Source organism: Thiothrix subterranea (assembly GCF_016772315.1).
GTDB lineage: Bacteria > Pseudomonadota > Gammaproteobacteria > Thiotrichales > Thiotrichaceae > Thiothrix > Thiothrix subterranea.
In genome coordinates this window covers 3,425,825-3,440,054 of record NZ_CP053482.1, presented here as the reverse complement: position 1 = coordinate 3,440,054, position 14,230 = coordinate 3,425,825, and the positions used below count along the sequence as shown (strand labels likewise).

At 51.9% G+C, this 14,230-nt stretch carries 8 protein-coding genes; 5 read left to right on the top strand and 3 right to left on the bottom strand.

The annotated features are described in order from the left end of the window. Positions 1 to 7: 7 nt before the first annotated feature. A complete protein-coding gene (gene dnaG, locus HMY34_RS16975) occupies positions 8 to 1,771 on the bottom strand; it encodes a DNA primase (RefSeq protein WP_202716617.1) in 1,764 nt (587 codons plus the stop codon). Positions 1,772 to 1,927: 156 nt separating this feature from the next. Between dnaG and gltB the strand changes: the two genes are divergently transcribed. Then, positions 1,928 to 6,523 carry a glutamate synthase large subunit gene (gltB, locus tag HMY34_RS16970; protein ID WP_202716616.1) on the top strand — a complete coding sequence of 1,532 codons (4,596 nt, stop codon included), beginning with the start codon at positions 1,928 to 1,930 and terminating at the stop codon, positions 6,521 to 6,523. Between the two features lie 18 nt (positions 6,524 to 6,541). Continuing rightward, complete coding sequence (locus tag HMY34_RS16965) at positions 6,542 to 8,032, top strand: glutamate synthase subunit beta (RefSeq protein ID WP_202716615.1); 1,491 nt, start codon at positions 6,542 to 6,544, stop codon at positions 8,030 to 8,032. 70 nt (positions 8,033 to 8,102) lie between these two features. Here HMY34_RS16965 and HMY34_RS16960 read toward each other — a convergent pair whose 3' ends face one another. Then, positions 8,103 to 10,376 carry a GumC family protein gene (locus HMY34_RS16960; protein ID WP_202716614.1) on the bottom strand — a complete coding sequence of 758 codons (2,274 nt, stop codon included), beginning with the start codon at positions 10,374 to 10,376 and terminating at the stop codon, positions 8,103 to 8,105. A gap of 225 nt (positions 10,377 to 10,601) precedes the next feature. On the opposite strand from HMY34_RS16960, the gene HMY34_RS16955 reads away from it, so the two are divergent. Genes HMY34_RS16955 through HMY34_RS16945 form a run of 3 tightly spaced genes read left to right on the top strand, consistent with a single transcriptional unit; the run spans position 10,602 to position 13,559 of the window. Then, positions 10,602 to 11,600, top strand: coding sequence for a GNAT family N-acetyltransferase (locus HMY34_RS16955; RefSeq protein ID WP_202716613.1), 999 nt, complete (start codon positions 10,602 to 10,604; stop codon positions 11,598 to 11,600). A gap of 7 nt (positions 11,601 to 11,607) precedes the next feature. Then, entirely contained in the window at positions 11,608 to 12,729 is a 1,122-nt protein-coding gene (locus HMY34_RS16950; protein ID WP_202716612.1) for a glycosyltransferase, read from the top strand. Next, positions 12,726 to 13,559, top strand: a complete 834-nt coding sequence (locus HMY34_RS16945; protein WP_202716611.1) for a polysaccharide deacetylase family protein — start codon at positions 12,726 to 12,728, stop codon at positions 13,557 to 13,559. Before HMY34_RS16950 ends, HMY34_RS16945 begins: the two co-directional genes overlap by 4 nt. Here HMY34_RS16945 and HMY34_RS16940 read toward each other — a convergent pair. Beyond that, positions 13,534 to 14,226, bottom strand: coding sequence for a metal-dependent hydrolase (locus HMY34_RS16940; RefSeq protein ID WP_202716610.1), 693 nt, complete (start codon positions 14,224 to 14,226; stop codon positions 13,534 to 13,536). The genes HMY34_RS16945 and HMY34_RS16940 overlap by 26 nt on opposite strands. Positions 14,227 to 14,230: the final 4 nt, after the last annotated feature.

Below are 14,230 nucleotides of genomic sequence, written 5' to 3'. Positions count from 1 at the left end.
CGCTCACTCACGCCCCCGGACTTTTATAGTCTTGGAGCAGTAAATAAGCTAAATCACTGCGCTCTTGCTCGCTCAATGCGTGGGTTTGACCCCGATGCAACAAGGCTTCAAGCTGTTTTTGACGCGATTGCCGTCTGATTTGTTGCAGACAGTCGGCAAATTCACGCCGTATAACGGTTTCATCATCCGTCTCAGGTCGCCAGTCAGTGAGGCGCTGAATAATAACCTCGTGTTCGGTCTGACGAAAACGCTCTAACAAACCCGCCAAATGTATATGGGGGCTTTCCTCGATATTTTCAATGATAGCTGCCAGCAATGCGGTACCGGGCAGGTCATAGCCAAGAATCTGTTCGGAACTACCCGCCAGCTCCACCAATACCGGATGGTGCAACAGCAACGCAATCGCGTGCCGGATGGGAGTGCGCCGCACATCTTGGTCGCCCAAACGCGCTTGATTATAGGCGAGTGGCGCGTCACCCGTTGAACTTTTTTTCAGATGACGGTGCACCAGCTCTAAAGGCGTATTGGTGAGTGTAGACAATTCTCCGAGAATTTGCTCGCGCAGCAAAATAACCGGCATGGTAACGAGTAATTTTACCCCGTCATTTAACAAGCGCGACTTGCCTTCTTTGGTACTCAGATTGAAGCGCTCCTTCAGCACTGCCAGTAAATAAGCGCTGAGCGTGAGTGCCGTGTCGAAGCCCGCTTCAAACGCTGCTTTACCCATTTGACGGATTTGCGTATCGGGGTCTTCACCTTGCGGCAAAAACAAAAAGCGGATTTCCTTATCATCGCGCAATTCTGGCAAAGCGTTTTCCAAGGCTCGCCATGCCGCATCCCGCCCCGCACGGTCGCCGTCAAAACAAAACACCACTTCAGGCACGAGACGCAATAATTGGCGGATGTGTTCCGGCGTAGTTGCCGTTCCCAACGTCGCCACCGCATAGGTAATGCCGTATTGCGCCAGCGCAATCACATCCATGTAGCCTTCGACCACTAACAGACGCTCCAGCTTACGGGTGTCGTTACGCGCTTCAAATAAGCCGTAAAGCTCAGCGCCTTTGTGAAAGACCTCGGTTTCGGGGGAATTCAGGTACTTGGGTGAACCATCGCCAATCACCCGCCCGCCAAAACCGATCACGCGCCCGCGCCGATCCCGAATCGGGAACATAATGCGTTCCCGAAAACGGTCATACACCCGCCCGGTTTCGTGGCGAATCGCCATGCCGCTGGCGACCAACTTATCGTCCCCGTAACGCGCCAATTCCCGCCCTAAGAAACTATTTGGAGGAGCAAACCCCAAACCAAAGCGTTTTATCACGTCTTTGCTCAAGCCCCGCCGCTGCAAATACCCAAGCGCATCAGGGTTTTGCGGCAATTGTGCTTGAAACCATGCCGCCGCTTCTTCCAGCAAGGTATACAGGTTTTTGTCTTTACGCGGGCGTTTGGGGGCATCTTCTGCACCTTCACGGGGAACAGGCACGCCAATGGTGCGGGCTAACGCCTCAATTGCCTCTGGATATTCAAGATGTTCGTATTCCATTAAAAAAGTAATGGCCGAACCGTGTACCCCGCAACCAAAACAATGGTAGAACTGTTTCGTCGGACTCACCGTGAAAGAAGGCGTTTTTTCATTATGAAACGGGCAACACGCGGTATATTCCCGCCCTGCCTTTTTTAATGGCACACGCCCACCGATCACGTCGATAATGTCGACGCGAGCTAACAGTTGGTCAATAAACTCTTTTGGGATGCGACCTGCTTTACTCATAAGCTGTGTGCGATCTTGCTCCGTTGTGCTGGTAGCGTAGTATACGCTAAATAAGATACCGCTTTCTGGGCGTGTCGACAAAAACGCACCAAGGTGTCTAGCCCTAAACTGGCATTTTGGTACATAATACTCACCCTTTTATCGCCTGAGAATACGATGAGATACACTGAACTACCCCCATCGCAAGGTCTTTACGACCCTGGCTTTGAACACGATGCATGTGGCATGGGCTTTGTGGCTCACCTGAAAGGTGTTAAGTCACATCAAATCGTCCAACAGGCATTAAAAGTATTGACCCACATGGAACACCGTGGTGCGTGCGGCTGCGAGGAAAATACCGGCGATGGTGCGGGTATCCTGCTCCAACTGCCGCATGAATTCCTTGCCGCTGAGTGCAAATCACTCAATATTAAACTGCCCGCACCCGGTCATTATGCGACCGGCATGGTGTTCTTGCCACAAGATGCCGACGCACGCGCCGAGGTTGCCGCTATCTTCGCCCGCATCGTTGAAGAAGAAGGTCAAACCCTGCTCGGCTGGCGTGATGTTCCCACCAACTCGACCCCGATTGGCAAAACCGCGCTCAAAGCCATGCCTTTTATTCGCATGGTATTTGTTGCCAAATCCGCTGACATCGCGGAAGGCATCGACTTTGAACGCAAGCTCTACGTGATTCGCAAACGCACACAAAACAGCGTTGATACCCCGGAAGTCGCAGGACACGTTTATTTCCCTAGCCTGTCGTCACGCACCCTTGTTTACAAAGGCATGTTGACCACCGAACAGGTTGGGCAGTTCTACCGCGATTTAACCAATCCACGCATGGAAACGGCGATTGCGATGGTGCATTCACGCTTTTCCACCAACACTTTCCCAAGCTGGGAACGTGCTCACCCGAACCGTTACCTAATTCACAACGGTGAAATCAACACCATGCGCGGTAACGTTAACTGGATGAATGCACGGCAAGGTGTGATCAAAACCACTGTCTTCAACACCGATGTTGAAAAGCTATTTCCAGTCGTCAATCCTCACGGCAGCGACTCCGCGATGTTTGATAACACCTTGGAATTCATGTATTTGTCAGGCTATTCCCTGCCCCATGCAATGATGATGATGGTTCCCGAACCGTGGTCGAACCACGAAAGCATGAGTGCGGAAAAGAAAGCCTTCTATGAATACCACAGTTGCCTAATGGAACCGTGGGATGGCCCTGCCGCAATGGGTTTCACCGACGGCACACTGGTTGGCGCAACGCTGGATCGCAACGGTTTGCGCCCCTCGCGTTACTACGTCACCAATGACGACATGATTATCCTCGCCTCCGAAGTCGGGGTATTGGATGATCTTGATCAAAGCACGATTGTCTCCAAGCAACGCCTGCAACCGGGGCGAATGTTACTGGTCGACACCGCACAAGGCCGTATTATTGCTGACGAAGAAATCAAGCAGCAAATCGCCACCGCTAAGCCGTATCAAGACTGGCTGGCAAGCAATTTGGTCGAACTGCAAGAACTACCGGCTGCCCCACAAAGCGCCCTGCCAGAACACGAAACGCTGGTACAACGCCAGAAAATGTTCGGCTACACCTACGAAGATGTGCGCAAAGTCATTGTGCCGATGGCGCGTGACGGCATCGACCCGCTGGGTGCTATGGGTATCGACTCGCCAATTGCGGTGCTATCCAACCAAGCACAACCGCTGTTTAACTACTTCAAACAGTTGTTTGCGCAAGTGACCAACCCGCCGATTGACTCGATTCGCGAAGAAATCGTGACCTCGTCTTACACTACTTTGGGGTCAGAGGGCGATATTACTGCGCCTACCGCAGCAAGTTGCCAGCAAATTCTGCTGAAAACCCCGATTTTGGACAACGATGAACTGGCGAAACTGACGCACATTAACCGTGAAGGTTTCAAATGCGTCACCCTGCCGATTATGTTCCGCGCTGCCGATGGCAAAAATGCACTGGAAGCCGCATTGGAACACCTGTTCGCAGCGGCCGATAACGCCATTAATGACGGCGCAAATTTGATCGTGCTGTCCGACCGCTTGGCGGATGCGGATAATGCACCGATTCCGTCACTCTTGGCGGTCGCGGGCTTGCATCATCATTTGATTCGTAACGGTTGCCGCACCCGTGTGAGCCTGATTCTCGAATCCGGTGAACCGCGTGAAGTGCATCATTTCTGCACACTTTTGGGTTATGGGGTACAAGCAATCAACCCTTACGTCGCGTTTGAGTCAATTGGTGATTTGATTCGCGAAGGTTTATTGCCCGGTATTCAGCACGATTACGCTGTACAGAAGTACATCAAAGCCGCCACCAAAGGCGTGATCAAGGTCATGTCCAAAATCGGTATTTCCACGATTCAATCTTACCGTGGGGCGCAAATCTTTGAGGCGCTGGGGATTAGCAAAGCAGTCATCGACAAATATTTCACCGCGACGGCATCGCGCATCGGTGGTATTGATTTAGCCACTATCGCGAAAGAAGCCTTGATTCGCCATCAAACCGCTTACGATCACCACGACGCGGAACAACGTTCGTTGCGTGCCGGTAACGTGTTCCAATGGCGCAATGAGGAAGAAGAGCATCAATATAACCCCGCCACGATTTACGCGCTGCAAAAGGCGGTTCGGCTAGGTGATTACGGTTTATACAAGCAATACAGTCGCTTGATGCACGAAGATGCGGAAGTTAAATTCAACCTGCGTAACTTGCTGGAGTTCAATTTTTCGGCGCAACCCATTCCGCTGAGTGAAGTCGAATCGGCACAAACCATTGTGAAACGCTTCAAATCCGGCGCAATGTCCTTCGGCTCAATCAGCCAAGAAGCACATGAAGCCTTAGCGATTGCCATGAACCGTTTGGGCGGACGTTCCAACTCCGGCGAAGGTGGCGAAGATTCCGCACGTTTCATTCCTGATCCGAATGGCGATTCACGCAACAGTGCGATCAAACAAGTGGCTTCAGGACGCTTCGGAGTCACCAGCCATTACCTGAACAATGCGCAAGAAATCCAGATCAAGCTGGCACAAGGTGCAAAACCGGGTGAAGGTGGTCAATTACCGGGCAAGAAAGTGTACCCTTGGGTGGCGCGAGTGCGTGGTACAACACCGGGTGTAGGGTTGATTTCACCGCCACCGCACCACGATATTTACTCGATTGAAGACTTGGCGCAGCTCATTCATGACCTGAAAAACGCCAACAAACGCGCACGCATCAACGTCAAGTTGGTATCCGAAGTCGGCGTTGGCACGATTGCAGCCGGTGTTGCCAAAGGCAAAGCGGATGTCATTCTGATTTCCGGTTATGACGGCGGTACGGGCGCGTCCCCGAAAACCAGCGTCCAACACGCCGGTTTGCCGTGGGAATTGGGGCTGGCAGAAACCCACCAAACGCTGTTGCTCAATAACTTGCGGAGTCGGGTGCGTCTGGAAACCGACGGCAAGCTGATGACTGGGCGTGACGTCGCCATTGCCGCGCTATTGGGCGCGGAAGAATACGGCTTCGCAACGCTGCCACTGGTGGCGCTGGGTTGCGTGATGATGCGCGTTTGCCATCAGGACACTTGCCCCGTTGGGATTGCGACCCAGAACCCAGAGCTGCGCAAGAAATATGCTGGCGACCCGCAATACGTGGTGAATTTGCTGATGTTCATCGCCGAAGAGTTGCGCGAATACATGGCGAAACTCGGCTTCCGCACCATTGATGAAATGGTCGGGCGTGTCGATAAACTGCGCCAAGGCACGGCGGAAGGTCACTGGAAAGCCAGCATGGTCGATTTGAGCGCCTTGCTGCATACCCCAGAACTGGAAGAATGTGACGGTATCCGTTGTTTACGTGAACAAGATCATGGCATTGCGCAATCCTTGGATGAACGTGAAATTCTCAAAGCTTGCCAACCCGCGATTGATCACGGCACACCGGTCACCGCAACGTTTGCCATCAAAAACATTGACCGCGTGGCAGGCACGATCACGGGTTCAGAAGTTACTCGCAAATATGGCGCGGCAGGCTTACCGGAAGACACGATTCGCCTGAAATTTAACGGCTCGGCTGGGCAAAGTTTCGGCGCATTCCTGCCCAAAGGCATGACGCTGGAACTCGAAGGCGATTCCAACGACTACATCGGCAAAGGGTTGTCGGGTGGCAAGCTCATTGTTTACCCACGTAAAGATGCGCAGTTTGCGGCAGAAGACAATATTCTGATCGGCAACGTGGCATTCTTTGGCGCAAGTGACGGTGAAGCCTATGTACGCGGTGTCGCGGGCGAACGTTTCTGTGTGCGCAACTCCGGTGTGCGTGTCGTCGTTGAAGGCACGGGCGACCACGGCTGCGAATACATGACCGGCGGGCGCGTGGTGGTATTGGGCAAGGTTGGGCGTAACTTCGGCGCGGGCATGTCCGGCGGCGTGGCTTACGTGTATGACCCCAGCGGTATTTTGGCGGTCAGCGGCAATACCGAAATGGTCGCTTATAGCCCACTGACTGCTGCCGACGAAAAAGCCGAAGTCAAAGCGATGATCGAAAAGCATGTGCTGTATACTGGCAGCGTGCGCGGTAGCCTGATTTTGGCGGACTGGGACAAATACTCAGCCGATTTCGTGCGCGTCATGCCGAACGACTATCAACGCATGTTGGAAGCGATTCGCTCGTTTGAGCAGCAAGGTCTCTCCGGGGAAGAAGCATTGATGGCCGCTTTCACCGCAAACAATAGCGACGCTTCGCGTGTCAGTGGCAATTAAGGATTAAAGGTAACAATCATGGGTAAACCTACTGGTTTCATGGAATACCAGCGCGAGCTGCCAGCCGACCGCGCCCCGTTGGAACGCATTAAAGACTGGCGTGAAATGCATTTGCATTTCGATCGTGAAGCGGAAAGCCGCGAGCAAGGGGCGCGTTGCATGGAATGCGGCATTCCGTTTTGTCAAACCGGCAAAATGTTGCCCGGTGGCGCGAGCGGCTGCCCGGTACACAATTTGATTCCTGAATGGAATGACCTGATCTTTCGCGGCTTGTGGAAAGAAGCCTACGAACGCCTGCGCATGACCAACAACTTCCCGGAATTTACCGGGCGAGTTTGCCCAGCGCCGTGCGAAGGTTCTTGCACATTGGGTATCAATGAACCACCTGTGACCATCAAATTGAACGAAGTGTCGATCATCGACAAAGCGTTCGAGGAAGGTTGGGTTAAGGCTGAACCGCCAACAGAACGCACCGGCAAGAGCATTGCCGTCGTCGGTTCTGGTCCTGCGGGGTTAGCGTGTGCTGACCAATTGAACAAAGCCGGTCACAGCGTCACCGTTTACGAACGCGCGGATCGCATTGGTGGCTTGCTGATGTACGGCATTCCCAATATGAAGCTGGATAAACAGGACATCGTGCAACGCCGCGTTGACCTGATGGCTGCCGAAGGCGTGAATTTCGTCACGGGTGTGGACGTAGGCAAGGACATTTCTGCTGAACAGTTGCGCAATGACTTTGATGCGGTAGTGTTGTGTGCGGGGGCTACCCAGCCGCGTGATCTGCCAGTGGAAGGCCGTCACCTCAAGGGTGTGCATTTCGCGATGGATTTTCTCACCGCGAATACCAAAAGCTTGCTGGATTCAGGCTTGGCAGATGGTCAGTATATTTCGGCACAAGGCTTGGATGTGATCGTGATTGGTGGCGGTGATACTGGCACGGATTGCGTGGGTACGTCGGTACGGCATGGCTGCAAATCGGTCACACAACTGGAAATCATGCCACGTGCACCGGACTCACGTGCAGCGGATAACCCTTGGCCGGAATGGCCGCGTGTGCATAAAGTTGATTACGGTCAGGAAGAAGCGGCTGCGGTGTTTGGGCGTGATCCGCGTGACTATTTGATTTCCACCAAGAAACTGGTCGGCGATGAAAGCGGTCATGTAAAGGAAATTCATACGGTTGGCGTACGCTGGGAACAGGGTGTTGGCGGACGTATGAATTTGATCGAAGTCGAAGGCACTGAAGAAGTATTGCCCGCGCAATTGGTGTTGCTGGCAATGGGCTTTACCGGGCCGGAAAAAACGTTGGTGGATGTACTAACGCTGGACACTGACCCACGCGGCAATGTCAAAGCCGACTACGGTAAATACACGACCAATCTACCGGGCGTGTTTGCTGCCGGGGACATGCGCCGTGGGCAAAGCTTAGTGGTGTGGGCGATCAATGAAGGCCGCGAAGCCGCACGGGAATGTGATCGGTTTTTGATGGGTAAAACTTACTTACCGTAAGTTCAAAGCCGACGTTTCACATGACTAAAAAGCGCCCCATTAGTGGGGCGTTTTTTTGGATGAGGCAGCACTAAACCGGGGCAAGATTCAAACCCTTGCGTTTACTTTTAGCCGCTTTGGTTTCAGCCTTGCTGGGATGAACCGTGTGGTAACGGTCATAATAGCGCGAGTCCAGCGCTTCTTCTTGCGATTTCACCATTAAAAATCCGACTACGTTTTGGCGCACGCGCCGTAATTGCTCAATGACTGTCAGCAAGCGTTTGCGGTTGATGCGCTCTTCATCGGCAACAATCACCGTTGCTTCCGCCATTGACGACAAATAGAGTGCATCTGCAAAACCTGCTGTCGGCGGGCCGTCAATAATCACACTGTCGAAATGCTTGGTCGCCAGACTCAGTAATTGCGCCATCGCCGGGCTGGACACCATCCGCACCGGATCCGTCATCAATGTACCCGCCAAAATCAGGTACAAACCTTTAAGCTCGCGGGAAGGATGCGTCACGCTGGCAATATCAACCTCGCCATTCAGGTAATTGCTCAAGCCTCTGGCATGTGGCAAACCCAATTTGACATGCACCGACGGGCGACGCAAATCCGCATCAATCAGCAATACCTTCAAGCCCTGTTGTGCTTGGCTCATGGCAATATTCACCGCCGAGGTTGACTTGCCTTCCGCCGGATTCACGCTGGTAATCAAGGTGACACGCGGCGCAACCCCGCCGGGCAGTACAAACCGCAAGTTTGCCGTCATCACCCGATACGATTCCGCCAGCAACGACCCAGCGTCGCGCACCGTCGCCAGCGCTAAATTGCCCTCGGATAAATGCCGCACATGCGGAATCGTTCCCAATACCGGCAACCCGCTCAGTGTCTGCAATTCGCTCATCGAAGCCACGCTCTGACTCAGGGTTTCACGCAATAGCGCCGCCCCCACCCCCAACATCAGCCCCACTAAGCTACCAATAATCAGGTTCAACGCTTTTTTAGGGCGGAATACATCGTCATCGGGAGCCGCTGCATCCACCACCCGAATATTGCTGCTGGTCACATTAGAAGCGACATTGACCTCCTTCATGCGTTGCAACAAACCATCATACAAATCCCGACTGGTTTCAACTTCGCGTTTCAGAGCGTTGTATTCAATGCTGCGGTCACGCAAATCCACCAACTCGCTTTTATAAGCTTCTAATTGGCTACGCAAATCATCTTCCAGATTTTTTGCTGCTGAATATTCGGCTTGCAACGCTTGTTTCAACCCACCAACTTCTTGTTGCAATTGGCTACGCACTTCCTGAATTTGTTGCTGCAAACGCTGCATATCCGGGAACGCGGGTTTGAATAATTTAAGCTTTTCTTGGTATTCCGCTTCCAAGGTATTCAGGTTTTGCTTAATGCCCTCTACGACCGGATTATTCAGCACTTCACGCACATTGCCGTGCTTGCGGCCTTGAATCATCTGGCTTTCGGCTTGAATACGGGTGCGTTCCGCAGCACCTAGCGCAGAATACAGCTCATCCAGTTGACGTTCCTGACTCGACTGGCTGTTATTCACTTCCAGAATGCCATTTTGCTTGGCGTATTCAATCAGTTTGCCCTCTTGCAAGGTCAAGCGCTGCCTGGATTTATCCAATTCCTGTTCCAGAAATTCCTTGGCGTAAGTGTCTGTTTCGCTTTGAGAGCTGATGTTTTCCTTGATGAAAGCATTAATCAGCGCATTCACAATGTCCGCTGATAATACCGAATCCGGGCTTTCATAAAATACTTTGACCAAATGCGTCTTTTCAATCGGCTCGACATAAAGCTTTTCAACAAATTGCGCGGCGTAGTCAGCCGTCTTATTACTACCCGCAGCGGTTTGCTTAGCAGGCAAGAAACTCCCAATAAAGCCTTGGATAATCACTTTAATAGACGTCAGCAGACTAAATTTTGCAGGACGCTCAAACAAACGGGTGCGCAAATCCAGATCAGCAATGACACGCTCTGCCAACTTACGGCTTTTCAACTGCTCGTATTGGGTACGGAAAAAAGGATCTTGCTCGCCCATGTCCGGCGATGCACTTGTCACTGTCCCAAAATTAACAACTTGCACCCCTTCTTTCTCAATCTGGATTGTCGCACCGGCACGGTAAGAAGGGGTCGCTGTCCAAGTGAAATAAGCCGTCAGCAGTAAAACAGCTAAAGCGGTGAGCAGTAACGTCCATTTTTGCCGTAGCAAACGCCGCCAGACATCTTCCAGTGTCAACGTATGGGCAGCAATCCCATTAGTAGGCATCGCAATGTACGGCACTGACGCACTGACAGGATGAGACGGACTCGAAGCACGGTTAGCGTTGACAGTTAGCATGGTTCTCTGCTGGAGATAATTGTTAGTATGTCATTCATTGTCCGACAGCATCGCCCATACCGCAAAGTTTAGCCTGCATTCGCGGGCATTTTCTGGATAAGCGGGCATAGCACCAGACGAATGACCGCCCACCCAACAAAGTTGCCCCGTTAATCTGCTCAGACTGGCATGACTTTCCCCAACGTCATACAAATAGGTAATCATAAAAACAAAGCCGTTTGGAAGATGAGTATAACGATTACGCCAGACCTGCCACTTACGCCAACATTTACGAATGGAGGGGTTTTTCTCGATCCCGCCTTTCGCGCAATTCTGGCACGCGAGTTCCGGTTGCAGCCCGTGCAAGTGCAACTGATAACGGCTGAACAGGAATGGACTATTCCGGCTTTCTTACGCACAGCTTGGCTCGGCAAACAAACACTGATTTTGGGCGCAGGTTTCGATAAAACCGGCATAATTCCCAACACAACACCCGACAATTATGGTGTGATGATTGCAACGTTGGCACAAGAACTTGCCACTACGCGCATTGACACGCTGGAAATACGCACCGCGCAACACATTCCCTGCTTGACGGATACAGCCGATAAAGTCGAACTGAACCTCGATATTCAACCCTCAGTCGATGCTATCTGGCAGAAGCTATCCAGTAATACCCGCAAAAACATTCGTCGCCCGTTGAAAATGGGGTTTACATCAGTCGTAGGCGTGAATTCGCGATTATTCGATGAATTTTACCAACTGTACCGCATGAGTCTGCACGACCTTGGCAGTTTGCCGCACCCCAAAGCATTTTTCACCGACTTAATGCAGCAATGTCCCCAACACTTGGCAATTTTTGTGGGCTATATTGACGGCATTCCGGTGGTATCATCCGTCAATTTCGTGAGCCAAACCGAAGTGTATGGTGCTTGGTCAGGCATTCATACCGATTACAAAAAGCATAATGTATTCCTCGCCATGCTCTGGCAGATGGTTGAATATTGCGGTACAAGCGGGCGCACCACTTATAACCTAGGACGCTCATCCGCCGGTAGCAATCCGCACCAATTCAAGCTCAAACTCGCCAATCGCAGCCACAAGATTTACTACTACAAAATACCCACGCCGCAACCGTCATCCACACATTCCAAGGTACAAGGTGCTGCCTCTTGGCTAATCCGCAATACGCCGGAAATCGTGATGGATGGCTTATCCCGCGCCCTGCTCCACAAATTTTACTGAACACCCCATGACAACTAACCCACTGAAAATTTTGGAAGTTTGCACCGTTAGCAGTTCCGCCTATGCGCTGGTGTTTCATCGCGCTCAGGCACTTAACCAACGTCATGCGGGCGCGATACAAGTCGACGTGCTGTGCAGTGACGGCCCCGAAGTCGCCCTGATGCAAGCCCAAGGCATGACTGTAGTAGTAGCAGATCAACACCGCAGCCTAAACCCACTGCAATTGGCGCGTTCAGCCTGGAATTTACGCCGTGCCATTCGCCAAGGCGGTTATCATGCTGTGCACCTGCATTTTGGCATACCCGGTTTGGTCGGGCGTTTTCTCGCTTTGTTTGATCACCAAACGGTGTGGATTTACCAAAGCCACGGTTACAGCATTGCCGAAAATACCAGCCCACTGGCACGCAAAGCCTATCTGCTGATCGAAAAACTGCTGAAAAAAACCGTGCGTTACTCGTTATTCCAATTGCGTGAAGACATGGAATTGGCGCGTGAACACCGCTTACTCGACGAATCACAAATGGTATTTCTCGGCAATGGCATCGACCTAAACAAATTTGAGCCGCATTTTACTGCCGCTACCAACATCACGATATTTGGCATGGTGGCACGCTTTGAACCCATTAAAAACCATGCCTTATTACTGGATGCCGCCGCATTACTGGCAAAACAAACCCGTGATTTCAACATCAAATTGATCGGTCAAGGGCATTTACAAGCCGACATACAAGCCAGCATCCAACGAAAAGGGCTGAGTAATCTGATCGAAATCATGCCATACCGCAACGACATGCCTGCGTTTTACCAAAGCATTGATGTCGGTGTCCTGACCTCGTTCGCCGAAGGCATTCCCCGCGCCTTAATCGAACCGATGGCGTCCGGCAAACCCGTCATTTGCACCGATGTGAAAGGCAGCCGCGAAGCCATTATTGCTCAACAAACCGGCTTCAAAACCCCCATTGATTCCCCGCAAGCGCTTGCCGACCACATGTTGTGGTGCATCCAACACCCCGAACAACGCCAACAAATGGGCAAAGCCGCTCGCAAACACGCCTGCCAGCATTTTTCCGAAACCCGCATTCTCGACATTCTCGGTGACATCTACCTAAGTTGTGAGCAAAACCTATGATCTTCACCGCCGACATCGAAGACTGGCAACAATCCGTCTACGATTTTGACCGCGCCGTTTCCAACCGCGTGGTACGCAATACCAGCCGCTTATTGGATATTTTGGATACACACAACGTTACAGGCACGTTCTTCATCCAAGGCATGGTCGCAGAAAAATTCCCGCAATTGATCCGCAGCATTGCACAAGCTGGTAACGAACTCGCCAGCCATTCGCACACTCACCGCATGATTTACAACTTGACCGAAGCCCAATTTCGCGCCGAAATGCAACGCTCGGTCGGCTTGCTGGAAGACATTAGCGGCACGAAAGTCATCGGTTTTCGCGCCCCCACCTTTTCGGTACGCGACGATATTCTGGATTGGTATTGCGATGCATTGCGGGAACAAGGGATTATTTACGATTCATCCATTATGTTAGCCACCGTGCGCAGTTGCTACGGCTTTGGCGATGACGGTATTTTGCAACGCATTGCGGCACGTGGGCTGGATTGTTACCCCATGAGTGTCAGCCGCGTGTTGGGCAAGAATTTGCCGGTGATGGGCGGTGGTTATTTCCGCATTTACCCTTATTGGCTGTCACGCTGGCTGGCGCGTGATTTGAATCACGCCACCAGTATTTTCTACATGCACCCTTACGAATTGGATACCCACGAACACCGTGAAGTGTCACAACAGGTCAAGATTCCGCTGAAAATGGCAGTCCACCAATTTGCCCGACGCGGCAGCATTCCGGGAAAACTCAATAAACTGTTGCAGGATTACCCTTTCACTTCATTCAAGGAACATTATTACGCCGATGCACCTACGGTAACAAACGCGATCCAATAATCCGATAAGTCTCCGTGCTAAGCAACGTATCCCAAAATGCATGGGAATCCGGCACAACCGCCCATGCAACAATCGTGGCAATCACCAGCACCGTGGATTTTTCACGTTTCTTCCAGTCAAGGATCTTAAATGCCGTGCCGAACGAGCGTTTAATGCGGTGATTCATGAAATCCACGCTGTACAACTCATCCAGCACCAGATGTAGCACAAACCCTAAAAACACAAACAAGCCAAACAACCAAGACACAAACGGCGTTTCCCCCATCACATGGTGTGCGAACGCTGTCATCAAAAACATGAACAATACCGCCGCCACCAAGGAATGAATCGACCCACGGTGCGTGGTGTACTCATGGAATACCGTCCAAATCGGAAAGCGAATTAACCCAAAAGTGATCAACCCCACGCCCCACAATTCCACAATCGACAAATTATTTTCGCTGGAAAACACCACCATAAAGGCGGCAAGGATCGCAAACAAGGAAAACATAATTCGGCTAGGGTAAGCGTGTTGCAGATCAATATCCGGCAGGATACCGCCGATGGTTCCCAACAGCGCCAGCATCAAGGCTTCACGCGGCTCGGCTAAACCCACCTGCAAGCAGAGGACAGACAATAAGCCTGCCCCCGCTGCTGCCACGCTAATATGCGTACTAAAATTTGCCATGATG